The sequence below is a fragment of the Paraburkholderia azotifigens genome, from assembly GCF_007995085.1.
In the GTDB taxonomy this organism is placed as follows: Bacteria; Pseudomonadota; Gammaproteobacteria; order Burkholderiales; family Burkholderiaceae; genus Paraburkholderia; species Paraburkholderia azotifigens.
The window spans coordinates 1,906,633-1,932,041 of record NZ_VOQS01000001.1 but is presented as its reverse complement, the minus strand read 5'-3'; the positions used below and the strand labels follow the sequence as shown (position 1 = coordinate 1,932,041).

The following is a 25,409-nucleotide window of genomic DNA, read 5'->3' as shown; positions in this document are numbered from 1 at the left end:
GCGCCGCCCGTCAGTCGCAGAGAAAGTGCTGTCAGGCGCCCATGCGCAACGCCGGGCTGCGCAACGCATCGATCATGCTTTCGACCATCTGCCGCGCATGCCTGCCGAAGTCGAGCACTTCCGGCACGAACAGCATGTCCTTCAACGATCCGCTGATGAACGCGTGCACCATCGACGCCGCCACGGGCACGTTCATGTCGGCGGGCAACTGCCCTTTGGAAATCGCGTTGCGCATACACGTCTGGATGTTCGTCAGGCCCTCGCGCATGGTGTTCTGATAGCGCGCCATCACGGGCCCCATCTCTTCGACGAACTCGCACTTGTGGAACAGGATGTCGAACACGCGGCGGCGGTGCGGGTCGTTCGCGGTATCGCGCAGACAGACGGTGCAGATATCGATCAGCCGGCCGAGCGGATCGGCTTCGTTCGGGTCGACGGAAGCCGCCTTCAGTTCGTCGAGCGGCAGCAGCACGCGGTCGAACATTTCCGTGAAGAGCTCGCCCTTGTTGGCGAAGTGCCAGTAGATCGCGCCACGCGTGACGCCCGCCGTCTGCGCGATGTCGGCCAGCGAAGTACGCGATACCCCTTTCTCCGAAAAAACCTGCTCTGCTGCATCGAGGATGCGGGTGCGCGTCTCCTGCGCTTCTTCCTTGGTTCGACGGACCATTCGTATGACCTGCGGTAAATGCGGGGTTCCCCTGACGTTTTTAAACGCGCCTGATAAAGATCATTCCACATGCACGTTAATGCCTGGCGGTTCTTTCGGGGGAAGGCCTTCTTTCGGGTTGAACGCACTTTTACGTGCATTCATGAATGTATATATAATAGCACCCCAGCGATCGGATGGCTCATGTTGGAGTGAACGGTTAATATCCGTCACTGTTGTCTTTTCATGCACCTTTTGCGCTGTCTCAAGAAATGGGCAGCGCGGTGCGGCATTTCCCGGTTTGGCGCATTTCGCAATGGGTGCACCCGCAGGAAAAGCATGCGTGAGCGTCCGGTCACGGCGTCGTTGAGATGCCAATGTGCACAAGCCTTCTCCGGAGAGAGATGCACGCACTTTTTCCTTCTCAGTCTTTGACAGAGGTCGCTCCATGCGCGTCGAACGGGTTCCATTCCGCTTACTCACTGCCGCGACGGCTGCCGTAATGCTGGCAGCGTGCGGACAAAAACAATCAGCACCTCCGCCTCAAACTCCTGAAGTCGGCATCGTTACGGTCCAGCCGCAAGCCGTGCCCGTCGTCACCGAACTGCCGGGCCGCACCAGTGCGTTCCTCGTCGCGCAGGTGCGCGCGCGGGTCGACGGCATCGTGCTGCGCCGCGAATTCACGGAAGGCACGCAGGTCAAGGCCGGCCAGCGTCTGTACAAGATCGACCCCGCGCCGTACATCGCCACGCTGAACAACGCGAAGGCATCGCTGGCCAAGGCGCAGGCGAATCTCGCATCGACCACCGCGCAGGCGAACCGCTTCAAGGTGCTGGTCGCCGCGAACGCCGTCTCGAAGCAGGACTACGACAACGCTGTGGCCGCCGAAGGCCAGGCGGCCGCCGACGTCGCAGCGGGCAAGGCAGCCGTCGACACGGCACAGATCAATCTCGGCTATACGGACGTCGTGTCGCCTGTGACGGGCCAGGTCGGCATTTCGCAGGTCACGCCGGGCGCTTACGTGCAGGCGAGCCAGGCGACGCTGATGTCGACCGTGCAGCAGCTCGATCCCGTCTACGTGGACGTCACGCAGTCGAGTCTCGCCGGCCTGAAGCTGCGCCGCGAAATCCAGGCAGGCCGCCTGAAGACCAACGGCCCGAACGCCGCGAAGGTCGAGCTGGTGCTCGAAGACGGCCGCGTCTATTCGGAGAAGGGCAAGCTGCAGTTCACCGATGTCACCGTCGACCAGACCACGGGCTCCGTGACGATCCGCGCGATGTTCGCGAACAGGGATCACGTGCTGCTGCCGGGCATGTTCGTGCGTGCGCGCATCGAGGAAGGCGTCGACGAAAACGCGCTGCTGGTGCCGCAGATCGGCGTCACGCACGACCAGAAGGGCCAGCCGACGGCGCTCGTGCTGAACAAGGACAACAAGGTCGAGCTGCGCACGCTGCAGGCCACGTCGACCTACGGTCAGTACTGGGTGGTCGAAGGCGGTCTGAATGCGGGCGATCGTGTGATCGTCAACGGCGTCGACAAGGTCAAACCGGGCGCACAGGCGAAGGGCGTGCCGGCGCAATTGCCGCCGCCAGGCGCGGCATCGGACGCGAGTGCTGCGGCTGCGCCGGGCGCGCCCGCCGCAAGCGGCGCGCAGGCAGCCAGCGGCGCGGCTGCCGCCTCCGCTGCATCGGGCGCGTAATCAAGGGGAGCCTGCTTCATGGCAAAGTTTTTTATCGATCGCCCGATCTTCGCCTGGGTGATCGCCATCATTCTGATGCTGGCGGGTCTGGCGTCGATCTTCACGCTGCCGGTTGCGCAATATCCGACGATTGCGCCGCCTGCCGTGCAGATCAGCGCGACGTACCCGGGCGCATCGGCGAAAACGGTTGAAAACACCGTCACGCAGGTGATCGAGCAGCAAATGAGCGGTCTCGACCACTTGCTGTACCTGTCGTCGACTTCGGACGACTCGGGCACGGCCACGATCACGCTGACCTTCGCGGCGGGTACGAACCCTGACATCGCGCAGGTGCAGGTGCAGAACAAGCTGCAGCTCGCGACGCCGCTGCTGCCGCAGGTGGTGCAGCAGCTCGGCACGAAAGTGACGAAGTCGAGCAGCAGCTTCCTGCTGGTGATGGCGTTCGTGTCGACGGACGGCAGCATGACCAAGTACGACCTCGCGAACTACGTCGCGTCGAACGTGCAGGACCCCGTCAGCCGTATCGACGGCGTGGGTACCGTCACGCTGTTCGGCTCGCAGTACGCGATGCGGATCTGGCTCGACGCGCACAAGCTGACCAACTTCGGCCTCACGCCCGTCGACGTCGAAACGGCATTGCAGGCGCAGAACGTCCAGGTCGCGGGCGGCTCGCTCGGCGGTACGCCGTCGATTCCTGGCCAGCTGCTGCAGGCCACGATCAGCGAAGCGACGCTGCTGACCACGCCCGAGCAGTTCGGCAACGTGCTGCTGAAGGTGAACCAGGACGGCTCGCAGGTCCGGATCAAGGACGTCGCGCGCATCGAGCTGGGCGGCGAAAACTACAACTTCGACACCAAGTACAACGGTCAGCCTACGGCGGGCTTCGGTATCCAGCTGGCGACGGGCGCGAACGCGCTCGCGACGGCGAAGGCCGTGCGCGACAAGATCGACCAGTTGTCGAAGTACTTCCCGCACGGTCTCGTGGTGAAGTACCCGTACGACACGACGCCGTTCGTGCGCCTGTCCATCGAAGAAGTGGTCAAGACGCTGCTCGAAGGTATCGTGCTGGTGTTCCTGGTCATGTACCTGTTCCTGCAGAACCTGCGCGCCACGCTGATCCCGACGATCGCGGTGCCCGTGGTGCTGCTGGGCACGTTTGCGATCATGAGCGCGGTGGGCTTCTCGATCAACGTGCTGTCGATGTTCGGTCTCGTGCTCGCTATCGGCCTGCTGGTGGACGATGCGATCGTGGTCGTGGAGAACGTCGAGCGGGTGATGTCGGAAGAAGGTTTGTCGCCGCGCGAGGCAACCCGCAAGGCGATGGACCAGATCACGGGCGCGCTGATCGGCGTGGCGCTGGTGCTGTCGGCCGTGTTCGTGCCCGTGGCGTTCTCGGGCGGTTCGGTCGGCGCGATTTACCGTCAGTTCTCGCTGACCATCGTCGCGGCGATGGTGCTGTCCGTGCTGGTGGCGTTGATTCTGACGCCGGCGCTGTGCGCGACGATCCTCAAGCCGATTCCGAAGGATCATCACGAAGAGAAGAAGGGCTTCTTCGGCTGGTTCAACCGGACCTTCGACAAGAGCCGCGACAAGTATCACTCGGGCGTGCACCACGTCATCAAGCGCTCGGGCCGCTGGCTCATCATCTATCTGGTCGTGATCGTCGCGGTGGGTCTGCTGTTCGTGCGTCTGCCGAAGTCGTTCCTGCCGGATGAAGACCAGGGCACGATGTTCGTGCTGGTGCAGACGCCGTCGGGCTCGACGCAGGAAACCACGGCGCGCGCGCTGAAGGACATCTCCGACTGGCTGCTGAACGACGAGAAGTCGATCGTCGAATCGACCTTCACGGTGAACGGCTTCAGCTTTGCGGGCCGCGGCCAGAACTCCGGTCTCGTGTTCGTGCGGATGAAGGATTACGCGGAGCGTCAGCACGCGAACCAGAAGGTCCAGGCGCTGGTCGGCCGGATGTACATGCACTTCGCGGGCTACAAGAACGCGGTCGTGTTCCCGGTCAATCCGCCGTCCATTCCGGAACTCGGCACGGCATCGGGCTTCGACTTCGAACTGCAGGACCGCGCGGGTCTCGGCCACGAGAAGCTGATGGCGGCGCGTAACCAGCTGCTCGGCATGGCCGCGAAGGACCCGATGCTCGCGCAGGTGCGTCCGAACGGTCTGAACGATACGCCGCAGTTCAAGGTGTCGATCGATCACGAGAAGGCCGCGGCGCAAGGCGTGAGCCTCGCGACCATCGACCAGACGTTCTCGATCGCATGGGCGTCTGCGTACGTGAACAACTTCCTCGATACGGACAGCCGGATCAAGAAGGTGTATCTGCAGGCCGACGCGCCGTTCCGCATGACACCGGAAAACCTGAACGACTGGTACGTGCGCAACACCGCGGGCAGCATGGTGCCGTTCTCGGCCTTTGCAAGCGGCCAGTGGACGTACGGTTCGCCGAAGCTCGAACGCTACAACGGTATTTCGGCCGTGGAAATTCAGGGGCAGGCGTCGCCGGGCAAGTCGACGGGTCAGGCGATGACGGCGATGGAAGCGCTCGCGGCGAAGCTGCCGGCGGGGATCGGCTACGAATGGACGGGTCTGTCGTTCCAGGAACGCCAGTCCGGTTCGCAGGCGCCGATTCTGTACGGCATCTCGATCCTTGTCGTGTTCCTGTGTCTCGCCGCGCTGTATGAAAGCTGGTCGATTCCGTTCTCGGTGATCATGGTGGTGCCGCTCGGCGTGCTGGGCGCGCTGCTCGCCGCGACGCTGCGCGGACTGGAGAACGACGTGTTCTTCCAGGTCGGTCTGCTGACGACAGTGGGTCTGTCCGCGAAGAACGCGATTCTGATCGTGGAATTCGCGCGCGAACTGCAGCAGGGCGAAGGCATGGGCCCCGTGGAAGCGGCGCTCGAAGCGGCGCGTCTGCGGTTGCGTCCGATCCTGATGACGTCGCTCGCGTTCATTCTCGGCGTGCTGCCGCTCGCCATCAGTAACGGCGCAGGTTCGGCAAGCCAGCACGCGATCGGCACGGGCGTGATCGGCGGTATGTTGACGGCGACCTTCCTCGCGATTTTCATGATCCCGATGTTCTTCGTCGTGATTCGCGCGAAGTTCACGGGGGACAAGGAAGACCCGGACGAAGCGATGAAGCACTATAACGAGCACCATCCGCATGACCCGCAGGGCGGCAGCGGCCCGGGCAACGCCAGCTGAGGACATTGAGATGCATAAATATTCTTTGATGGCAGTCGCCGTCGCGCTGTTCGCCACGGGCTGCACGATGGAGCCGAAGTACGAGCGGCCGGCGGCGCCCGTGTCGGGTTCGTTCCCGACGGAAGGCGTCTACGCGACGCAGCCCGAGCCCGGCGCGGGTGCGCGCTCGGCGAACGGCCAGTCGGCTGTCGACATCGGCTGGCGCGACTTTTTCGTCGATCAGCGTCTGCAACAGTTGATCGATATCGCGCTGAAGAACAATCGCGATCTGCGCGTGTCGGTGCTGAATATCGAGGCGTCGCGCGCGCAGTACCAGATTGCGCGCGCCGCGCTGATGCCGACGCTCGACGCCGTCGCGTCGCAGTCGAAGTCGCGTACGCCGAAGGATCTGTCGTTCCTCAACAAGACGATTTCCAACGAGTATTCGGTCGGTCTGAATGCCTCGTGGGAAATCGACTTCTTCGGCCGCATCCGCAGCCTGAAGGACCAGGCATTGGCGCAGTATCTGTCGACGGCGCAGGCGCGCAAGGCGGCGGAAATCGCTTTGGTCGCGTCGGTGGCGGATCAGTATCTGACGGTGCTGGCCTACGACGATCTGCTGAAGGTCACGCAGGACACGCTCACGACTGCGCAAGAGTCGTATCGCATCACGAAGCTGCAGTACGACACGGGCACGGGTTCCGAACTCGACCTGCGTCAGGCTGAGACGGTCGTGGAACAGGCGAACGCGGACCTGCAGTCGCAGGCGCGTCTGCGCGCACAGGCAGAGAATGCACTCGTCGTCCTGGTCGGCGAGCCGTTGCCGTCGGATCTTCCGGGCGGCCTGGTGCTCAACGATCAGGCTCTGCTGACCGATATTCCGGCGGGTCTGCCGTCGGATCTGCTCACTCGCCGTCCCGACATCATGGAAGCCGAGCAGAATCTGCTGGCGGCGAATGCGAATATCGGCGCGGCGCGCGCGGCGTTCTTCCCGCGCGTGTCGTTGACGGGCAGCTTCGGCACGTTGAGCCCGACGCTCGGCGGACTGTTCAAGCCGGGTTCGGCGGCATGGAGCTTTGCGCCGCAGATTACGCTGCCGATTTTCGAAGGCGGTCAGAACAAGGCGAATCTCGATCTCGCGACCGTGCAGAAGAACATTCAGGTTGCGCAGTACGAGAAGGCGATTCAGACGGCGTTCCGCGAAGTGGCCGACGGGCTCGCCGCGCGCGGCACGTATGACCAGCAGATCAAGGCGCTCGAGCGCAACACCTTTGCGGAGCAACGCCGGCTCGATCTGTCGGACTTGCGTTACCGGAACGGCGTCGACAGCTATCTCGCCGTGCTGACCGCGCAGACCGATCTGTACACGTCCCAGCGATCGCTGATCACGGCGCGCATGGAGCGTCTGACGAATCTCGTCGATCTGTACAAGGCGCTCGGCGGCGGCTGGATCGAACGTGCGGGCGAGCAGCCGCGTCCCGCGGATGCGCCCGTCGATTACGGCGCGGCCAGCGCGCCCGTTGCTGCGTCGGCAGCAACGGCAGGCTGAGGCGCTCAGACTCGTTCGACTGTCACTTCTTTTCTGCAGCAGCAAAAACGCCACGGCATGCCGTGGCGTTTTTTTATGTGTGCGTCATGCGCACGCGGGTCGAGCTTGCCGCGGCGTGTGCTTAATGCATGTCGGCGGCACGCAGCATTTCGTCGCCGGCAATCGCATCGTCGTTGCCGCCGCGGCCGTCGAAGTCATGGCCGGCGCGGCGAATATCGCGTTTCGCTGCACGCTCGCCTTTCACGCCATTGAAGATCAGGTTCAGCACCACAGCCGAAACCGACGCCAGCAGAATGCCGCTGTGCAGAAGCGGCGACAAGGCAGGCGGCAGCTTCGAGAAGAAGTGCGGCGACACGACGGGCACGAGACCCAGACCGATGCTCACTGCCACGATGAAGAGGTTGTGATGGTTCTTTACGAAGTCGACCTTCGACAGCACCTTGATGCCGTTCGCAGCCACCATGCCGAACATCACGATGCCTGCGCCGCCCAGCACAAAAGCCGGCACGGAAGCCACCACCTGAGCCATCTTCGGGAACAGGCCGAGCAGCACGAGGATCACGCCGCCCATTGCGCAGACGAAGCGGCTCTTCACGCCCGTTACGCCGATCAGGCCGACATTCTGCGAGAACGACGTATGCGGGAACGAGTTGAAGATGCCGCCGATCAGCGTGCCAAGGCCGTCCACGCGCAGACCGCGAACCAATGCCTTCTGGTCGACGGGACGCTCCACCATGTCGCCGACCGCGAGGAACATGCCCGTGGATTCGATGAACGTGACGAACATCACGGTCACCATCGTCGCGATGGAAAGCGGGTCGAAATGCGGCAGGCCAAAATGGAACGGCATCACGAAGCCGACCCACGGCGCGTTCGTCACGCCTTCCATGTTCACGCGTCCGAGCAGCGCCGCAATCACGAAGCCCGAGACAATGCCGAGCAGCACGGAAATATTCGCGACGAAGCCTTTGCCGAATTTGTTGATCAGCAGAATCAGCGTGAGCACGACGAGCGAGAGGCCGAGGTAGACAGGATTGCCGTAATCCGGATTGCCGACGCCGCCTGCTGCCCAGTTGATGCCGACTTCCATCAGCGAAAGGCCGATCACCGAGATCACCACGCCCACCACGACGGGCGGAAAGAAGCGCAGCAACTTGCCGATCATCGGCGCGACAATAATGCCGATCACGCCCGCCGCGATGGTCGAACCGAAGATGTCGAGGATGCCGAGGCTTGGATTCGTGCCAATCGCGACCATCGGGCCGACGGCCGCGAACGTGCAACCCATGATCACGGGCAGCCGGATGCCGAAGATCCACAGGCCGAGCGTTTGAATCAGTGTGGCAATGCCGCAGGAGAAGAGGTCGGCGCTGATCAGAAAGGCGATCTGCTCTTTCGGCAATTTGAGCGCACTGCCGATGATCAGCGGCACGGCGACGGCCCCTGCGTACATCACCAGTACATGCTGAATGCCGAGCGTCAGCAACTGGCCGAAGGGCAGTCGCTCGTCGCACGGATGAACCGTGTTCGAGTGCATCTTGTCTCTCTCCACATCTGGTTTTGGGATGACTCCAAGGTATGCGGGACGAAAAAGCGCCACAAGACCACGGCTCCCTATTTCAACCTTTGCCGCGACGATATGCGTGAACCAGATTTGGAACACGCCACTTATGCGAGATCGCGCAAATCTGCCGGAAGCCCTTATGGCGTGGTGGCTTGCGGGAAATGCATCAACGCGGCTCGCCAACGCGACGTATACGCGCCCATATGATGTGTATTGCGGTTCGCACATAATGCGTTTTTACGCCGCGCTTATTCAGGGGTGGGTTAACCCTCGCGGGCGGGCATGACGTGTGACAATGGCCATCCGCCGTTCGTCACGCAAAAGAAGCGCGCGCCCTATCCGTGATGCACGCGATCACCTGCAACAGCAACCGCTTATTTGACGCATCGCATTTATGTCCTTTCTTGGCATCGATCTCGGTACAGGTTCACTGAAACTCGCGATCATCGACGACGAAGGCCGCGAGCAGGTCGCGACCAGCATCGCGTATGCAATCGACACGCCGCATCCGGGCTGGGCGGAAATCGACCCGCAGGTCTGGTGGTGCGCACTGTGCGAAGCCGCTGCGCGATTTCCCGAGGCGCAACGCAGCGCCGTGCGAGCCATCGGCTTTTCCGGCCAGATGCATGGCGTCGTGCTGAGCGACGCGCATGGTCATGCCGTGCGTCCCGCGATGCTCTGGCCCGACACGCGCGCCGTGTCCCTGCTCGATGCATGGCCCGCGCCGCAGCCCAATCCCGTTGCGCCCGGCATGGCCGGTCCGCTGCTGCGCTGGGTCGCGCTGCACGAGCCGCAATCGATGCACGCCACGCGCTGGGCGTTGCAGCCCAAAGACTGGTTGCGCTTCAAACTGGGCGGCACGATCGCCACCGATCCCTCCGATGCTTGCGCGACGGCGCTAGCCGAACCGTCCGGTGCCTGGGATCGCGCACTGGTCGAGCGGCTTGGCCTGTCAGGCGACTGGTTCGCGCCGCTCGCGCCGTCTTATGCCGCGGGCGGCACGCTGTCGGAAGAAGCGGCGCAGGCGCTCGGCTTGCGCGCGGGCATCGTGCTCGCGTTGGGGGCGGGCGACACGCCATGCGCTGCGCTCGGCAGCGGACTGGCAAGCGACGGCGACGCGCTGCTGACCACGGGCACGGGCGGCCAGATTCTCGTACTCGCGACTGAAGAGCCCGACGCCGTGCCCGGATTGCATCGATATCGGGCGGCGACGGATCACTGGTATCGGATGGCCGCCATGCAGAACGTTGGCGTCGCACTCGAAGCGGTGCGCGGCTGGCTCTCGTATGACTGGCACGACGCCTATCGCGACGCATTCGAGTCGGATGCCGCGGACGGTCTCACGTTTCTGCCGTATCTGACGGGTGAGCGCACGCCCTGGCTGAATCCCGCCGCGCGCGGCGGATGGCTGGGCCTTGCACTCGGCATGTCGCGCGGCGCGATGATGCGCGCGGCATTCGAAGGCGTCGCGTTCTCGTTGCGCGCCGGTCTCGACGCGATCCGGCAAAGCGGTGCGCGTGTGCCGGCGCTGCGTCTCGCGGGCGGCGGCTCGGTTGATCCACGCTGGCGGCAATTGCTCGCAGATGCGCTGCAGGTGGAACTGCATGCCGTCGATTGCCCGAACGCGGCGGCACGTGGCGCGGCCATGCTCGGCGGCATCGCTGCGGGTCATTGGCATGCGGGCGACCTCGCCGCGCTCGCGCCGGCAGCAACGCGCGTCGCCGGACCGCAAGACGATGCGCAACTCGCTGCACGTTATGCGCGTTTCATCGATCTCTACGGGCGCGTCGAGGCGTGGTTCGCGCAGCCACCCGCATGATCGGCGCACCGTCGCATCAGGACAATCGCGCGGCGCGGCATGCCATTCACGCGTCTTGCCGATGCGCGATGATGTCCGAGGCGCGGCGCGCGAACATGAGGGACAATCCGGGCCGCAACGGTTCACGGCAGTGAGCGAACGAATTCGCAGGAACAGGTCAGATAACAGGTTCAAGGAACTACAGGAGCATTCACGATGAAGACGAAAGCAGCAATCGCATGGAAAGCAGGCGCACCGTTGACGATCGAAGAAGTCGACCTCGAAGGTCCGCGCGCCGGTGAAGTGCTGATCGAAGTGAAGGCGACGGGCATCTGTCACACCGACTACTACACACTGTCGGGCGCCGACCCCGAGGGCATTTTCCCGGCGATCCTCGGTCACGAAGGCGCGGGTGTCGTCGTCGATACGGGGCCGGGCGTCGGCACGCTGAAGAAGGGCGATCACGTGATCCCCCTTTACACGCCGGAATGCCGTCAATGCAAGTTCTGTCTGTCGCGCAAGACGAACCTGTGTCAGGCAATCCGCTCGACGCAGGGCAAAGGCCTGATGCCCGATGCAACCTCGCGCTTCTCGCTCGACGGCAAGCCGCTGTTTCACTACATGGGCACGTCCACATTCTCGAACTACATCGTCGTGCCGGAAATCGCGGTGGCGAAGATCCGCGAAGACGCGCCGTTCGACAAGGTCTGCTACATCGGCTGCGGCGTGACGACGGGCGTCGGCGCCGTCGTCTATTCGGCGAAGGTCGAGGCGGGCGCGAACGTCGTCGTGTTCGGTCTGGGCGGCATCGGTCTCAATGTGATTCAGGGCGCGAAGATGGTCGGCGCCGACAAGATCATCGGCGTCGATATCAATCCGGGCCGCGTCGAGCTGGCGAAGAAGTTCGGCATGACGCACTTCATCAACCCGAAGGAAGTCGAGAACGTCGTCGACCATATCGTGCAACTCACGGACGGCGGCGCGGACTATTCGTTCGAATGCGTCGGCAACACGACGCTGATGCGTCAGGCGCTCGAGTGCACGCACAAGGGCTGGGGCCAGTCGTTCATCATCGGTGTGGCGGCGGCGGGCGAAGAGATCAGCACGCGTCCGTTCCAGCTGGTGACAGGCCGTCAATGGAAGGGCTCGGCGTTCGGCGGCGCACGCGGCCGCACTGACGTGCCGAAGATCGTCGACTGGTACATGGAAGGCAAGATCAATATCGACGACCTGATCACGCATCACCTGAAGCTCGACCAGATCAACGAAGGCTTCGACCTGATGAAAAAGGGCGAGTCGATCCGCTCGGTCGTCATCTACTAAAGGAGCGGCGCGATGCTCGAACTGATCGAATCGCACGCGTCGTTCAACGGCACGCAGCGTATCTACAGGCATGAGTCGAAGGTGATCGGCTTACCGATGCGCTTCTCCGTCTTCATGCCGAAAGAGGCGGCGCAAAAGAAGGTGCCGGCGCTCTTCTATCTTGCCGGGTTGACCTGCACGGAAGAGACGTTTCCGATCAAGGCGGGCGCTCAGCGCTTCGCCGCGCAGCACGGCATCGCGCTGATCGCGCCCGACACCAGCCCGCGCGGCGCGGGCGTGCCGGGCGAGACGGATTCGTGGGACTTCGGCGTGGGCGCGGGCTTCTATGTCGACGCGACGCAGGAGCCGTGGTCGAAGCACTACCGGATGTACTCGTACGTGCGGGACGAACTGCGCGAAACGGTCGTCGGCGAATTGCCTGTCGACGGTTCGCGGCTCGGCATCTTCGGGCATTCGATGGGCGGCCACGGCGCGCTGATGCTCGCGCTGCGCAATCCGGACATCTATCGTTCAGTGTCGGCGTTCGCGCCGATTGCTGCGCCGACGCGTTGTCCATGGGGCGAGAAGGCGTTCAGCGGCTATCTGGGCGCCGATCGTGAAGCGTGGAAGCAGTACGACGCGAGCGAACTCGTCGGTAAGGCAACGCGCAAGTTCGCCGAAGGCATTCTCGTGGACCAGGGTCTCGCCGATGCTTTTCTCGCGCAGCAACTCAATCCTGACGTGTTCGACGCGGCGTGCAAGGCGGCAGGGCAGCCGCTCACACTGCGCCGGCATGAAGGCTACGACCACGGCTATTTCTTCATCTCGACTTTCATCGAAGATCACATCGCGCATCACGCGAAGGTGCTGCTCGGCCAGGCTTCTTGAAAGTGAAGTGCCAAAAGCAAAACGGGGTGGCTCGGAGAAAGCCACCCCGTTTTTATTGGCGCTTCAACGCCGCATGTGCTGCGCCAGCAGACTCGCACCGTAGACCAGCGCCGCGAGCAGCGTGATCCAGAAACTCGTCGGCCAGTCGGTATAGAACGCGAGCGTCACGCCGAGCCAGGCCTGCGCGAGCGCGAGCAGCGCGGCGAGCACGAGGCCGATTGACAGCCGTGTCGACAGGTTTTGTGCGGCGGCGGCAGGTCCGACCATCAGCGTGAACACGAGCAGCACGCCGACGATCTGCGTGCATGCGGCCACGGCAAGCGCCGCAATCGCGAGAAACAGCACCGACACGAGGCGCAGCGACACGCCTTTCGCTTCCGCCAGCTCTGGCTGCAACGATGCGAACAGCAGCGGACGCATGATCGCGGCCAGCGCGATCAGACTGACGACACCGAGCGCAGCAAGAACCGCGAGCGTCGACGAGCTGACGCCGAGCACGTTGCCGAACAGCAGCGCCGTGACCTGCGTCGCGTACGCAGTGAAGAAGTGCAGAAACAGCAAGCCGAAGCCCAGCGCGAGCGACAGAATCACGCCGATGGCCACGTCGCGTCCCGCCAGCTTTTCGCCGAGCGCGCCCATGCCCACGCCCGCCGCGAGCGTGAAGCCGATCATCCCCCAGATGGGCGAAATACCGATCAGCACCGCGCCCGTCGCGCCCGTGAAGCCGACGTGCGACAGCGCATGCCCCGCGAAGGTCTGCCCGCGCATCACGAGGAAATAGCCGACGATGCCCGACAGCACGGCAACAATCCCCGACGCCGCGAAGGCGTTGACCATGAAATCGTATTCAAACATCGTGCGTGTGTCCGTCGCTTGAGGCGTGATGGTGAGTCTGCTTCTGGCCGTGCGCGTGGCCATGCGAATGTCCGTTCGAATGTCCGTGCCCGTGCGGCTCGCCATGCTGATGGTCGTCGTCTTCGTGCTCGTGATCGTGCTTCTCGACATCGAAGTCGCCCGACATCACGAAGATGCGGCCATTCACGCGCATTACGTCGATGGTCGAGCCGTAGAGGCGCGAGAGCACCGGCTTCGTAATGACTTCATTGACGGTGCCGAGCGCCGCCACGCCATTGCCGAGATACAGCACGCGGTCGAGCGCGTGCAGCAATGGATTGAGTTCGTGCGCCGAGAACAGCACGGCGATGCCGAGTTCCTGCTGCACGCGCCTGACCAGTTCGACGACGGCTTTCTGATGATGCGGATCGAGGCTGATCAGCGGTTCGTCGAGCAGCAGCAGACGCGGATTGCCGAGCAGACATTGCGCGAGCAAGAGCCGCTGCCGCTCGCCGCCCGACAGTTCCGACAGCGGGCGTGCCGCCAGCGCGCTGCCGCCGACCAGTTCCAGCACACGGTCGACATCGGCGCGCGCCTTGGCATCCGCATGCGGCAAGCCCCAGCGATGTCCGTCGGCGGCCATTGCCACGAAGTCGCGGCCGCGCACGCGGCGGCCGGCGAGCGCGCTGCGCGTCTGCGGCATGTAGCCGATCGACGGATTGCCGCGCACGACAGGCTCGCCGAGCACGCGTACCGACCCGCTCGCCGCCGGGACGAGGCCGAGCACCGAGCGCATCAGCGTCGTCTTGCCCGCGCCGTTCGGCCCGAGCACGCCGATGAATTCGCCCTGATTGATCGTGAAGCTGGTGTCGCGCAGGATCGTGCGGTCGCCGAGTTCGAGCGTCACGCGATCGAGTTCGAGCACGGGTGACGTGCCCGGCGATCCCTGGCGGCGAGGCGTGTTCATTGAGTCTTTCCCTTGTTCGCGTTGCCCGCGTTGCCCGCATTGCCGGCGGCGAGCGCGTTGCCCAGCGCGTCGAGCTGCGCCAGCATCCATTGCTGGTAGTTCTTGCCGGCCGGTTGCGTCTCCGTCACGCTCACCGTCGGCACATGCGATTGCTGCGCGAGTTTCAGCATGCGTTTGGTCAATGCCTCGGTTGCCTGGCTGTTATAGATCAGAACCTGCACGCGCCGCTCGCGAAGATCGCGCTCGAACGAGGCGATGTCCGACGCGCTCGGTTCCGTGTCGTTCATTGCGGCCAGCTGGAAACGCTGGTTGCGCGTGTCGAGGCTGATCGCATCCGACATGTAGCCGAAGACGGGCTCCGTTGCCGTCACGCTCACGTGCGCGTACCGGCTGCGCAGCGCGGCGACCTTGTCGTCGATCGGTTTGAGCGAGCCGAGAAACGTCGCGAGGTTCGCATCATACGCCGCCTTGTGCGAAGGATCCGCCGACGCCAGCGCTGCGCTCACTGCGCGCGCGACGGCGGGCATCGTCGCCGGGTCGTACCACAGGTGCGGATTGTCGCCGCTCTTCTTGCCGACCAGCTCCGCCGCGACGATCGTCTTGCGCTTGTCGTTTTTCGATACGTTCAGCAGCTTCGCCATCCACGGATCGTAATCGGCGCCGTTGTAGACCACAAGGCTCGCGTGCTGCAACGCGCGGGCCGTCTTCGGGCTCGCTTCGAACAGATGCGGATCCTGGTCCGGGTTGCTGAGAATGCTCGTCACGTCGACGCGGTCGCCGCCCAGTTGCTGCACGACATCGCCATAAAAATTCTCCGCAGCGACCACGGGAATCTTCGCGTCCTGCGCATGCGCTGCCTGGCCGATCGCGAAGGCGAAAACCGTCGACGCGGCGGCGCGCGTCAGAAACTTCCACATCGAATTGTTGTTGTTCATCGGGATGACCTGTTGCTCGAGAGGTGTCGGGGTGAGTGGATGGCGTCAGGCGTGGCCGTGCTTGCAGGCGGCGCACAGTCCGCTCAACTCGACCACCTGGTGATGCACTTCGAATCCGTGTGCGGGCGCGCTGCGCGACAGCAGCTGCGCGGCGAGTCCGTCGCCGGGAATCTCGACGGTGTCGCCGCAGGCATCGCACATCAGGAACTGGCTTTGATGCGGCTCGCCCATCAGGCAGCACGCGAAAAACGCATTCTTCGATTCGATCCGATGCACGAAGCCATGCTCGACGAGAAAGTCGAGCGCGCGATAGACGGTGGTCGGCGGCACGCGGCCGCGCTGCGGCTCCAGCGCGGCGAGCAGGTCGTACGCGCCGACAGGGCGCTCGCTCTGCGCGATCAGCGTGTAGACCTGGCGGCGCAGCGTGGTCAGCGCGAGACCGCGCTCGGCGGCGAGCGCATCGGCGCGGGCGAGCTTGTGCGCGAGCTGTGCCGTCTGACAGGCGGACAGGGTGGACAGGGCGGAATCAAACTCCGCGGAATGAAGATCGGATGAGCGGGCCATCGCACGAACTCCGGGCAGAGCCAATTGAACGAGGTCGCAATGATATAACGTATCTCGAAAAAATGTCATTGCCCGTTGCAAAGTCATCGCCGATTCTTAATAAAGCAGCCGTAACCGAGCTTCCGGCGCTGCCGCGCTGCACCATCGAAATTGAGCGACGCGCCTTGACATGACCGGACGCGTATCCGATCATTCGATCACAACGAGAGCAATTGCTCGATCATCGAGCGTTAGCTCAGGTGAATCGAAGCATCGATCGAATAACCAAACGAACCGGAGACAGTGGTGACAGCCCGACTGCAAGGGAAGGTGGCGATTCTGACGGGCGCGGCGAGCGGTATCGGCGAGGCGGTGGCCCGGCGGTATCTCGAGGAGGGCGCGCGCTGCGTGCTGGTGGACGTGAAGCCGGCCGGCGACTTCGCGCAGGCGCTGCGTGAAACGGACGGCGAACGCGTGCTGACCGTTAGCGCCGACGTCACGAAGCGCGAAGACATCGCGCGCATCGTCGAGCAGACGGTGCAGCGGTTCGGCCAGATCGACATTCTCTTCAACAACGCGGCGCTGTTCGACATGCGGCCGCTCCTCGACGAATCCTGGGACATCTTCGACAAACTCTTCGCGGTCAACGTGAAGGGCATGTTCTTTCTGATGCAGGCCGTCGCCCGGCGCATGGTCGAGCAGGGCCATGGCGGCAAGATCATCAATATGTCGTCGCAGGCGGGGCGCCGCGGCGAGGCGCTCGTGTCGCACTACTGCGCGACCAAGGCGGCTGTGCTCAGCTACACGCAGTCGGCTGCGCTCGCACTCGCGCCGCACAAGATCAACGTGAACGGCATCGCACCCGGCGTCATCGATACGCCGATGTGGGAGCAGGTCGATGCGCTCTTCGCGCGTTACGAGAACCGGCCGCCCGGCGAGAAGAAGCGTCTCGTCGGTGAAGCGGTGCCGCTCGGCAGGATGGGGCTGCCGGCGGATCTGACGGGGGCGGCGCTGTTTCTCGCATCGTCCGATGCCGATTACATCACGGCACAAACCCTGAACGTCGACGGCGGCAACTGGATGAGCTGACCGTCATTCACTACGGCAACCGCTACCCGGCGCGCACGCATTCGCCGGTCACGTACCAAAACGCAAGTACGAATAAAGGAGACAAACGATGAAGCCCACCTGCAAACCCGCGCTCAACGTATTCGGCGCAGCGGCGCTCGCGTGCGCTGCCCTCAGCGCCAACGCGGCGACCGTGACGATCGCGACGTTGAACAATCCGGACATGATCGAGCTGAAGAAGCTGTCGCCGGCATTCGAAAAAGCGAATCCCGACATCAAGCTCAACTGGGTGATTCTCGAAGAAAACGTGCTGCGTCAGCGCGCGACGACGGACATCACGACGGGCAGCGGCCAGTTCGACGTGATGACGATCGGCGCCTATGAAACGCCGCAATGGGGCAAGCGCGGCTGGCTCACGCCGCTCGCGAACCTGCCCGCCGATTACGACCTGAACGACGTCGTCAAGACGGCGCGCGACGGCCTGTCGTACAACGGCTCGCTGTACGCGCTGCCGTTCTACGTCGAAAGTTCGATGACGTATTACCGCAAGGATCTGTTCGCGGCGAAGGGCCTGAAGATGCCCGACAACCCGACCTACGAGCAGATCGCCCAGTTTGCCGACAAGCTCACCGACAAATCGGCGGGCACCTACGGCATCTGCCTGCGCGGCAAGGCCGGCTGGGGCGAAAACATGGCATATGTGACGACGCTCGTGAACACGTTCGGCGGCCGCTGGTTCGACGAACAGTGGCACGCGCAGCTGACCACGCCGGAATGGAAGAAGGCAGTGTCGTTCTATGTCGATCTGCTGAAGAAGGACGGCCCGCCGGGAGCGAGCTCGAACGGCTTCAATGAAAACCTCACGCTGATGTCGTCGGGCAAGTGCGCGATGTGGATCGACGCGACGGTCGCGGCCGGCATGCTTTACAACAAGCAGCAATCGCAGATCTCGGACAAGGTCGGTTTCGCGTCTGCGCCGACGCAAGCCACGTCGAACGGTTCGCACTGGCTGTGGGCATGGGCGCTGGCGATTCCGAAGTCGTCGAAGCAGGCCGACGCGGCGAAGAAGTTCATCACGTGGGCGACGTCGAAGCAGTACATCGAACTGGTCGCAAAGGATGAAGGCTGGGCATCCGTGCCGCCGGGCACGCGTCAGTCGACGTATGCGCGTCCTGAATACAAGCAGGCTGCGCCGTTCGCCGACTTCGTGCTGAAGGCCATCGAAACCGCCGATCCGACACATCCGACCGCGAAGCCGGTGCCTTACACGGGCGTGCAGTTCGTCGGCATCCCTGAATTCCAGTCGTTCGGCACGGTGGTAGGTCAGAGCATTTCGGGTGCGGTGGCCGGCCAGATGTCGGTCGATCAGGCGCTGGCAGCCGGCAACGCGACGGCGGACCGCGCCGTCAAGCAGGCCGGCTACCAGAAGTAAGCGTCCCGTCATACCGACGTAACACCTGCAGTGAAATTGGCACACCGTCTGCTTGACCCCACGCGGGCGGTGTGTCCACGACCCAACCCGTAGCCTCTCGGGGAAGCAGCACACCCGGCGGGAACGATGCACAACGCCGGCTGACAGTGCGAGGTAACTGCATCGTCAGCCGGACTCCTGGCAGCACAGCGAGCCGCACATCCCCGCGACCCGCGCACTACCGAAGAGGTGGTCCATCATGCGTCAACACTTGCGTCTACCCCTCATGCATGCCGAACCCCAAACCGAACACGAACGCGAAGCGCGCAAGGCCGCGCACGCGCGCTGGCTCGTAACGCCGTCCGTCGGCGTCCTCGTCCTGTGGATGGCGATTCCACTCGCGATGACGATCTGGTTTTCGTTCTCGCGCTACAACCTGCTGAACCCGGATGAAAAAGGGTTCACGGGCCTCGACAATTACAAATATCTCGCCAGCGACCCCGCGTTCGGTCCATCGATCGCGCATACGCTGGAATTGATCGTCGCGGTGCTGCTGATCACCGTGGTCGGCGGCGTGCTGCTCGCGGTGCTGTTCGACCGCAAGTTCTACGGGCAGGGCATCGCGCGATTGCTGGCCATCGCACCGTTCTTCGTGATGCCGACGGTGTCCGCGCTGATCTGGAAGAACATGATCCTGCACCCGGTGTACGGTCTCATCGCTGACGGCATGCGCGCCGTCGGGCTCGCGCCGATCGACTGGTTCGCGGTTTATCCGTTGACCTCGGTGATCATCATCGTCGCGTGGCAGTGGCTGCCGTTTGCGTTCCTGATTCTCTTCACCGCGATCCAGTCGCTCGACCAGGAGCAGAAGGAAGCCGCGAAGATCGACGGCGCCGGCGCGTTCGCGATGTTCTTCTTCATCACGCTGCCGCACCTGAAGCGCGCGATCGCCGTGGTCGTGATGATGGAAACCATTTTCCTGCTGTCGATCTTCGCCGAAATCTACACGACGACGGGCGGCGGCCCGGGCAACGCGACGACCAACCTGTCGTACCTGATCTACGCGCTCGGCCTGCAACAGTTCGACGTCGGCCTTGCATCGGCAGGCGGGATTCTCGCCGTGGTGCTCGCGAATATCGTGTCGTTCTTCCTCGTGCGCATGCTCGCGAAGAACCTGAAAGGGGAGTACGAAAAATGAGCCAGATTGCCGCTACACCTGTTACGACGAACGTGTCGAAGGTCAATTCGCCGTTCGCCATCGTTCGACGCAGCATTCCGGGCATTCTTGCGTGGATCATCGCGCTGCTGCTGTTCTTCCCGATCTTCTGGATGACCATCACGGCATTCAAGACGGAGCAGCAGGCCTACGCGTCGTCGCTGTTCTTCACGCCGACGCTGGAGAGCTTCCGTGAAGTGTTCGCGCGCAGCAACTACTTCGGCTTCGCGTGGAACTCGATCCTGATCTCGGTCGGCGTCACGGTGCTGTGTCTGATTCTCGCCGTGCCGTGCGCGTACGCGATGGCCTTCTTCCCGACGCGCCGCACGCAGAAAGTGCTGCTGTGGATGCTGTCGACGAAGATGATGCCGTCCGTCGGCGTGCTGGTGCCGATCTACCTGCTGTGGAAGAACAGCGGTCTGCTCGATACCGTCAGCGGACTCGTGATCGTCTACACGCTGATCAACCTGCCCATTGCGGTCTGGATGTCGTTCACGTACTTCGCGGAAATCCCGCGCGACATTCTCGAAGCAGGGCGTATCGACGGCGCGGCGACGTGGCAGGAGATCGTCTATCTGCTGATGCCGATGTCGCTGCCGGGTCTCGCATCGACGGCGCTGCTGCTCGTGATCCTGTCGTGGAACGAGGCGTTCTGGAGCATCAACCTGTCCAGTTCGAACGCCGCGCCGCTGACCGTGTTCATCGCGTCGTATTCGAGTCCTGAGGGCCTCTTCTGGGCGAAGCTGTCGGCGGCCTCGCTGCTGGCTGTCGCACCGATCCTGATCGTCGGCTGGGTTTCGCAGAAGCAGCTGGTGCGTGGCCTTACCTTCGGGGCAGTCAAGTGACGGAGATCAGACAGGCAGACCGCGCGCTGATCTGCGACTGCGATGGCGTGCTGATCGACAGCGAAGCCATCGCCGCCAAGGTCATCGTGCAGGAGCTGGAAACGCGCTGGCCGGGCCTCGACATCGCGCCCGTCGTGATGCCGCTGCTCGGACTGCGCACCGAGCGCGTGCTGCACGGCGCGGCCTCGGCGCTCGGCATGACGCTGACGCCCGGCGATATCGACGCGATCCGCATGACGGTCGGCACGTCGGCTATCAAGGCGCCGATGGTCGCGGGCATCGACGCGGCGCTCGCGCAAATCCCGCTGACGAAGGCCTGCGCGAGCAACAGCGACCGCGGCTACGTCGAAGCGGTGCTCGAGCGCACGGGTCTCGTGAAGTACTTCGGCAGCCGTCTGTTTTGCGCGGATACCGTCGATGCGCCGAAGCCCGCACCCGACGTCTATCTCGCCGCTGCACGCGCTGTCGGCGTCAATCCGGAAGCGTGCCTGGTGATCGAGGACAGCGTGGCGGGCGTGACGGCGGCGACGGCGGCGGGGATGACAGTGTATGGCTTTATCGGCGGCGGGCACGCGGGCGACGAGCAGGTCGACACGCTGCGGCGGCTCGGTGCACAACACGTATTCGACGACATGAAGCTTTTGCCGGAACTGGTTTCGCGATGGCTGCACCGCATGACGGTGGCCTGAAGGCGCGTCCGGCAAATCGATTCAACGTAGCAGGGAAATTCGGAGACACATCATGGCAAGCGTAACGCTGCGCAACATCAGGAAGGCCTACGACGACAACGAGGTGATGCGCAACATCAATCTCGACATTCAGGATGGCGAGTTCGTCGTGTTCGTGGGTCCAAGCGGCTGCGGCAAGTCCACGCTGATGCGGATGATTGCCGGCCTCGAAGACATCACGGGCGGCGATCTGCAGATCGATGGCACGCGCATGAACGACGTGCCGCCTGCCAAGCGCGGCATTGCGATGGTGTTCCAGTCGTACGCGCTCTATCCGCACATGACGCTGTACGACAACATGGCGTTCGGCCTGAAGCTCGCGGGCACGAAGAAGCCGGAGATCGACGCCGCCGTGCGCAACGCCGCGAAGATCCTGCACATCGACCATCTGCTCGAACGCAAGCCGAAGCAGCTGTCGGGCGGTCAGCGTCAGCGCGTGGCGATCGGCCGCGCAATCACGCGCAAGCCGAAGGTGTTCCTGTTCGACGAACCGCTGTCGAACCTCGACGCCGCGCTGCGCGTGAAGATGCGCCTCGAATTCGCGCGTCTGCACGACGAACTGAAGACGACGATGATCTACGTGACGCACGATCAGGTCGAAGCGATGACGCTCGCGGACAAGATCGTCGTGCTGTCGGCGGGTAATCTGGAGCAGGTCGGCAGCCCGAACACGCTGTATCACGCGCCGGCGAACCGCTTCGTTGCGGGCTTCATCGGCTCGCCGAAGATGAACTTCCTCGAAGGCGTCGTGCAGTCGGTGTCGGCGAACGGCGTGCTCGTCAAGTACGAAACGGGCGAGACGCAGCTCGTGCTGGTCGAGCCGGCCCGCGCAAAAGAGGGCGACAAGGTGACGGTCGGCATCCGCCCGGAGCATCTGCATATCGATGTGCCTGACTATGGCGTGTCGGCGCGCATCATGGCCGTCGAATCGCTCGGCGATGCAGCGTATCTTTACGCCGAAAGCAGCGTCGCGCCGGACGGTCTGATCGCGCGCATTCCGCCGCTCGAACGGCACGAGAAGGGCGCGACGTTGCGTCTCGGCGCATCGCCCGATCATTGCCATCTGTTCGACAGCGACGGCAACGCGTTCCAGCGCAAGATCGTCGAAGTGCTGGCGGCCTGATTCGCTGAACTGCATCGCTAAAGGGCGCCGTTGCAATTGCTGCAACGGCGCCTTTCTTCATTGCGGACTCGGACTTGTCCGATAGCTCCACGCCATACCCCATATCAAAATTGTGCATCGTCTGACAGCTTGAGCCTGAGCGGTTCTTCAGGTGGTGCTGTCCGTTTCCCGTCCATATCAACGCACGTCATTCGCGCGATCGCTCGTCAGGTCGCGCTAACAGGCGCGTGCGGCCGACTCAAGACGCCATGCACAACGCTTCTCCCTTCACACACGACAACACCATCCCGGCGTCGGCTGCGGAGCGCGCGCTCGCGTTCCATCGCGCGGGCGAACTGGATCGCGCGGAACATGCATATCGCGCGATTCTCGATACACAACACGGCGATGCCAACACGCGCTATATGCTCGGCGTGCTGTATCTGCAGCGGCAGGACGTCGAGCGGGCGATCGAATGCTTCGACGCGTCGCTCGCACTGCAACCGAACCACGCGGACTGTCTGAACGATCGCGGCATCGCGGCGCTTTCGCGCGGCGACAACGAGCACGCAGCGAACTTCTTTCGCAGAGCGGTCGAGTGCGCGCCGCACGATGCGCTCGCGCATTGCAATCTCGGCAAGGCGCTGCGTTGTCTGTCGAAGCCTGAAGACGCGCTCGCCAGCTTTCAGCAGGCGCTTGCGCTCGACAGTCATTGTTTCGAAGCGGCACTGGGCAGTGCAGACATGCTCGAAGTACTCGGGCGTCCGCACGAAGCCGTGGCCGCCTACGAAAACGCGGCGCGCTATGCACCCGACGATATGCGCGTCTTGCTAGGTCTCGGCCTGACGCTCAACGCCGTGCGTCGCCACGCCGAAGCCGCGACGTGTTTCGAGCGCGCGCTGCGGCAGAACCCGGAAAATGCGCACGCATTGTTCGGCGTCGCCTTCGCGGTCGACGCCCAGTTAAAGTTCGACGACGCCGTCATCCGCTACCAGCGCGCGCTCGAAGTCTTGCCGCATTCGGCGACGCTGCACAACAACATCGCGTTCACGCTGACCTGCATGTCGCGCTACGACGAAGCCGACGCACATCTTCGCCGCGCCATTGAACTCGCGCCGGATGTGTCGAATGCATACAAGCTGCTTGGCATGTCCGAACTGCGGCGCGGCAACTTCCGCGAGGGCTGGGCGTACTACGAGCATCGCAAGACGACGGCGAACGGTCTGCGCGAATACCCGCCGCTCGATCTGCCTGAATGGAAGGGCGAGCCGCTCGACGGCAAGCGCTTTCTGCTGGCGCGCGAACAGGGCGCGGGCGACCAGCTGCAGTTCGTTCGCTACGCCGACGTGCTGCACGGTCTGGGCGCAACCGTCGATGTGTGGACGAGCGACGAACTGGCGCCGCTCTTCGCGCGCATCCGGGGCGTGAACGGTGTGCTGACCCAGGCGCCCGCCAGCGGCTACGACTACTACTGCCGCATGATGAGCGTGCCCACCTGGCTCGACGACGATGCGATCGCGCAGGCCGTGCCGTATCTGTCGGCGGATGAAACTCAGGTCGATGCCTGGCGCGGATTGATCGAGAAGGCCGCGGGTTCGGGCAGGAAAGTCGGGCTCGTGTGGGCGGGCAATCCGCAGCACTACCTCGATGTGTACCGTTCGGCGCCGCTCGCCGCGCTCGAACCTCTCGCATCGGCGCGCGGCCTCGCGTGGTTCGCACTGCAGAAGGGGCGGGTGAAGCGCAACTGGATGGCCTCGCGCATCGCTGGCCGATCTGCGCGCTCGGCCAGTTGCTCGACAGCTTCCACGCGACGGCGGCCGTGATCGAATCGCTGGATCTCGTCATTACCGTCGATACCTCCGTCGCGCATCTGGCGGGCGCGCTCGGCAAGCCAGTGTGGGTGTTGCTGCCGAAGCAGGCCGACTGGCGCTGGACGATGTCGGGCGAAACCACACCGTGGTATCCGAGCGCGCGCCTGTTCCGCCAACAGGTGCTGGGCGACTGGCAGCCTGTGGTCGAAGCGGTGCGCCGCGCGCTCGAAACGCTATAAGCGCTATGAGCCCGCGGCCGGTCCGCCTGCGTGATTGAGGGCGGCGCGTGCGCACAATTCATCCGTCACGAGTCCCGACAGCCAACCGCCCTTCAACGCGGCAATCACCGCATTGCGCTTGCGTTCGCCGCCCGCGAAGCCGATCACAGGACGCTTCGGCGGCGAATCGAGGTGCAGGCTGGTCACGCGGCGGCCCGTCGGCGATTCGACGCGTGCACCGCTCGCATCGATGGGCAAGCCAAGCAGTTCGGCCACCGCGCCGAGCGACACCAGCTCCTCCACTTCATCCGACGTGATGAAGCCGTCGTCGTGCAGCGGACAATGCAGGCCGATGTTGCCGATCCCGACGAACGCGACGTCCGCCTCGCCCGACAGCGATTCGACGATCCGGTACAAACGGTGATTGCACCACTGCGCGCGCTCCGCTTCGCTATCGGCGATCAGCGGCGCGGGGAGCAGGAAGTGCTTGCCGCCCGTCTTCTCGGAGATGTGCAGCGCGACGTCGTAGCGGTTCGACGAGCCGTCCTGCGCAATCGCGCCGACCATCGACACGAGCCGGTGCTGCGGCCGCTCCAGCTGCCCGACCTGATCGACGACGGCCTTTAGCGTCCGGCCGCTGCTGACCGCGACGACCATCGGCCGCTCTTCGTTGAGATAGCGCTCCATCACCTGCGCCCCTGCGACGGCAAGCTTGCGGTCGATCTCTTCCGGCTTGTCGTTGTCGACGGGGACGACTTCGCACATCGACAGGCCGTAGCGCTTCGACAACTGATCCGCGAGCGACAGACAGTCCGCGAGCCGATGATCGACGCGCACGCGGATCAGGTTCTTCTCGACGGCGAATGCGACGAGCCGCTGCGCGACGGGGCGCGAGACCTGCAGTTTTTCCGCGATCTCGTTTTGCGTATTACCCGCGACGTAGTAGAGCCAGGCGGCGCGCGTCGCGAGATCGAGCTTTTCAGTGGACTTGGGCACGATGGTGGCGGTCAGGAATGCGCCGAAGCGCGTTACACCAGGAAGCCCGCGTCGGGCGTTCTGGTGCGCTGCATGCTGTGACGTTCATCGCCGTCTG

At 63.8% G+C, this 25,409-nt stretch carries 21 protein-coding genes; 14 read left to right on the top strand and 7 right to left on the bottom strand.

All coding sequences use genetic code 11. The features are described from left to right. Positions 1-31: 31 nt before the first annotated feature. A complete protein-coding gene (locus FRZ40_RS08585; RefSeq protein WP_028364537.1) occupies positions 32-667 on the bottom strand; it encodes a TetR family transcriptional regulator in 636 nt (211 codons plus the stop codon). A 427-nt stretch (positions 668-1,094) separates the two neighbouring features. On the opposite strand from FRZ40_RS08585, the gene FRZ40_RS08580 reads away from it, so the two are divergent. The 3 genes from FRZ40_RS08580 to FRZ40_RS08570 are packed head-to-tail and all read left to right on the top strand — an operon-like array spanning position 1,095 to position 7,086. After that, positions 1,095-2,345: an efflux RND transporter periplasmic adaptor subunit gene (locus FRZ40_RS08580; RefSeq protein WP_147233867.1), complete on the top strand. Its 1,251-nt coding sequence runs from the start codon at positions 1,095-1,097 to the stop codon at positions 2,343-2,345. 18 nt (positions 2,346-2,363) lie between these two features. Further along, positions 2,364-5,558, top strand: a complete 3,195-nt coding sequence (locus FRZ40_RS08575) for an efflux RND transporter permease subunit (protein ID WP_147233866.1) — start codon at positions 2,364-2,366, stop codon at positions 5,556-5,558. A gap of 10 nt (positions 5,559-5,568) precedes the next feature. Then, entirely contained in the window at positions 5,569-7,086 is a 1,518-nt protein-coding gene (locus FRZ40_RS08570) for an efflux transporter outer membrane subunit (RefSeq protein ID WP_147233865.1), read from the top strand. Between the two features lie 121 nt (positions 7,087-7,207). Here FRZ40_RS08570 and FRZ40_RS08565 read toward each other — a convergent pair whose 3' ends face one another. Continuing rightward, positions 7,208-8,623 carry a nucleobase:cation symporter-2 family protein gene (locus FRZ40_RS08565; protein ID WP_147233864.1) on the bottom strand — a complete coding sequence of 472 codons (1,416 nt, stop codon included), beginning with the start codon at positions 8,621-8,623 and terminating at the stop codon, positions 7,208-7,210. Positions 8,624-9,044: 421 nt separating this feature from the next. On the opposite strand from FRZ40_RS08565, the gene FRZ40_RS08560 reads away from it, so the two are divergent. The 3 genes from FRZ40_RS08560 (at position 9,045) to fghA (ending at position 12,638) form a co-directional block, all read left to right on the top strand. After that, a complete protein-coding gene (locus FRZ40_RS08560) occupies positions 9,045-10,469 on the top strand; it encodes a xylulokinase (RefSeq protein WP_147233863.1) in 1,425 nt (474 codons plus the stop codon). A gap of 195 nt (positions 10,470-10,664) precedes the next feature. Further along, a complete protein-coding gene (locus FRZ40_RS08555; RefSeq protein ID WP_028364542.1) occupies positions 10,665-11,771 on the top strand; it encodes an S-(hydroxymethyl)glutathione dehydrogenase/class III alcohol dehydrogenase in 1,107 nt (368 codons plus the stop codon). Between the two features lie 12 nt (positions 11,772-11,783). Further along, complete coding sequence (gene fghA, locus FRZ40_RS08550; protein ID WP_147233862.1) at positions 11,784-12,638, top strand: S-formylglutathione hydrolase; 855 nt, start codon at positions 11,784-11,786, stop codon at positions 12,636-12,638. 63 nt (positions 12,639-12,701) lie between these two features. Here fghA and FRZ40_RS08545 read toward each other — a convergent pair whose 3' ends face one another. From FRZ40_RS08545 to FRZ40_RS08530, 4 genes are read right to left on the bottom strand one after another with little or no spacing between them, the layout of a single operon-like run. Continuing rightward, a complete protein-coding gene (locus tag FRZ40_RS08545; RefSeq protein WP_028364544.1) occupies positions 12,702-13,493 on the bottom strand; it encodes a metal ABC transporter permease in 792 nt (263 codons plus the stop codon). Beyond that, positions 13,486-14,439, bottom strand: a complete 954-nt coding sequence (locus FRZ40_RS08540) for an ABC transporter ATP-binding protein (protein WP_147233861.1) — start codon at positions 14,437-14,439, stop codon at positions 13,486-13,488. The genes FRZ40_RS08545 and FRZ40_RS08540 overlap by 8 nt, the downstream gene beginning before the upstream one ends. Beyond that, the gene (locus FRZ40_RS08535; protein WP_147233860.1) at positions 14,436-15,374 is read right to left on the bottom strand and encodes a metal ABC transporter solute-binding protein; all 939 of its coding nucleotides are present in this window, start codon (positions 15,372-15,374) and stop codon (positions 14,436-14,438) included. The genes FRZ40_RS08540 and FRZ40_RS08535 overlap by 4 nt, the downstream gene beginning before the upstream one ends. A gap of 45 nt (positions 15,375-15,419) precedes the next feature. After that, positions 15,420-15,938, bottom strand: coding sequence for a Fur family transcriptional regulator (locus FRZ40_RS08530; RefSeq protein ID WP_035541140.1), 519 nt, complete (start codon positions 15,936-15,938; stop codon positions 15,420-15,422). A 285-nt stretch (positions 15,939-16,223) separates the two neighbouring features. Between FRZ40_RS08530 and FRZ40_RS08525 the strand changes: the two genes are divergently transcribed. From FRZ40_RS08525 to FRZ40_RS44935, 8 genes are all read left to right on the top strand, one after another. Further along, positions 16,224-17,006: an L-iditol 2-dehydrogenase gene (locus tag FRZ40_RS08525; RefSeq protein ID WP_147233858.1), complete on the top strand. Its 783-nt coding sequence runs from the start codon at positions 16,224-16,226 to the stop codon at positions 17,004-17,006. A gap of 88 nt (positions 17,007-17,094) precedes the next feature. Beyond that, positions 17,095-18,417, top strand: a complete 1,323-nt coding sequence (locus FRZ40_RS08520) for an ABC transporter substrate-binding protein (protein ID WP_147233857.1) — start codon at positions 17,095-17,097, stop codon at positions 18,415-18,417. Positions 18,418-18,655: 238 nt separating this feature from the next. Then, on the top strand, positions 18,656-19,594 hold the full coding sequence (locus FRZ40_RS08515) for a carbohydrate ABC transporter permease (protein ID WP_035541141.1): 939 nt from the start codon (positions 18,656-18,658) through the stop codon (positions 19,592-19,594). Continuing rightward, entirely contained in the window at positions 19,591-20,457 is an 867-nt protein-coding gene (locus FRZ40_RS08510; protein WP_147233856.1) for a carbohydrate ABC transporter permease, read from the top strand. Before FRZ40_RS08515 ends, FRZ40_RS08510 begins: the two co-directional genes overlap by 4 nt. Beyond that, on the top strand, positions 20,454-21,146 hold the full coding sequence (locus FRZ40_RS08505) for an HAD family hydrolase (protein ID WP_147233855.1): 693 nt from the start codon (positions 20,454-20,456) through the stop codon (positions 21,144-21,146). Before FRZ40_RS08510 ends, FRZ40_RS08505 begins: the two co-directional genes overlap by 4 nt. 52 nt (positions 21,147-21,198) lie before the next feature. Continuing rightward, positions 21,199-22,308, top strand: a complete 1,110-nt coding sequence (locus tag FRZ40_RS08500; RefSeq protein WP_147233854.1) for an ABC transporter ATP-binding protein — start codon at positions 21,199-21,201, stop codon at positions 22,306-22,308. A gap of 248 nt (positions 22,309-22,556) precedes the next feature. Further along, entirely contained in the window at positions 22,557-24,110 is a 1,554-nt protein-coding gene (locus FRZ40_RS08495; protein WP_240057124.1) for a tetratricopeptide repeat protein, read from the top strand. Next, entirely contained in the window at positions 24,107-24,337 is a 231-nt protein-coding gene (locus FRZ40_RS44935; protein WP_240057123.1) for a glycosyltransferase family 9 protein, read from the top strand. The genes FRZ40_RS08495 and FRZ40_RS44935 overlap by 4 nt, the downstream gene beginning before the upstream one ends. A gap of 3 nt (positions 24,338-24,340) precedes the next feature. On the opposite strand, the gene FRZ40_RS08490 is transcribed toward FRZ40_RS44935, so the two are convergent. Beyond that, positions 24,341-25,312 (bottom strand): sugar-binding transcriptional regulator, encoded by a 972-nt coding sequence (locus FRZ40_RS08490; RefSeq protein WP_028364555.1) that lies wholly within the window; start codon positions 25,310-25,312, stop codon positions 24,341-24,343. Positions 25,313-25,409: the final 97 nt, after the last annotated feature.

Excerpts from the sequence above, each read along its gene's own strand:
- FRZ40_RS08555 (WP_028364542.1), top strand. The coding sequence starts at position 10,665 with ATGAAGACGAAAGCAGCAATCGCATGGAAAGCAGGCGCACCGTTGACG.
- FRZ40_RS08545 (WP_028364544.1), bottom strand. The coding sequence starts at position 13,493 with ATGTTTGAATACGATTTCATGGTCAACGCCTTCGCGGCGTCGGGGATT.
- FRZ40_RS08540 (WP_147233861.1), bottom strand. The coding sequence starts at position 14,439 with ATGAACACGCCTCGCCGCCAGGGATCGCCGGGCACGTCACCCGTGCTC.
- FRZ40_RS08515 (WP_035541141.1), top strand. The coding sequence starts at position 18,656 with ATGCGTCAACACTTGCGTCTACCCCTCATGCATGCCGAACCCCAAACC.
- FRZ40_RS08510 (WP_147233856.1), top strand. The coding sequence starts at position 19,591 with ATGAGCCAGATTGCCGCTACACCTGTTACGACGAACGTGTCGAAGGTC.
- FRZ40_RS08575 (WP_147233866.1), top strand. The coding sequence starts at position 2,364 with ATGGCAAAGTTTTTTATCGATCGCCCGATCTTCGCCTGGGTGATCGCC.
- FRZ40_RS08565 (WP_147233864.1), bottom strand. The coding sequence starts at position 8,623 with ATGCACTCGAACACGGTTCATCCGTGCGACGAGCGACTGCCCTTCGGC.
- FRZ40_RS08530 (WP_035541140.1), bottom strand. The coding sequence starts at position 15,938 with ATGGCCCGCTCATCCGATCTTCATTCCGCGGAGTTTGATTCCGCCCTG.
- FRZ40_RS08570 (WP_147233865.1), top strand. The coding sequence starts at position 5,569 with ATGCATAAATATTCTTTGATGGCAGTCGCCGTCGCGCTGTTCGCCACG.
- fghA (WP_147233862.1), top strand. The coding sequence starts at position 11,784 with ATGCTCGAACTGATCGAATCGCACGCGTCGTTCAACGGCACGCAGCGT.
- FRZ40_RS08535 (WP_147233860.1), bottom strand. The coding sequence starts at position 15,374 with ATGAACAACAACAATTCGATGTGGAAGTTTCTGACGCGCGCCGCCGCG.
- FRZ40_RS08585 (WP_028364537.1), bottom strand. The coding sequence starts at position 667 with ATGGTCCGTCGAACCAAGGAAGAAGCGCAGGAGACGCGCACCCGCATC.
- FRZ40_RS08560 (WP_147233863.1), top strand. The coding sequence starts at position 9,045 with ATGTCCTTTCTTGGCATCGATCTCGGTACAGGTTCACTGAAACTCGCG.
- FRZ40_RS08580 (WP_147233867.1), top strand. The coding sequence starts at position 1,095 with ATGCGCGTCGAACGGGTTCCATTCCGCTTACTCACTGCCGCGACGGCT.
- FRZ40_RS08520 (WP_147233857.1), top strand. The coding sequence starts at position 17,095 with ATGAAGCCCACCTGCAAACCCGCGCTCAACGTATTCGGCGCAGCGGCG.
- FRZ40_RS08495 (WP_240057124.1), top strand. The coding sequence starts at position 22,557 with ATGCACAACGCTTCTCCCTTCACACACGACAACACCATCCCGGCGTCG.
- FRZ40_RS08500 (WP_147233854.1), top strand. The coding sequence starts at position 21,199 with ATGGCAAGCGTAACGCTGCGCAACATCAGGAAGGCCTACGACGACAAC.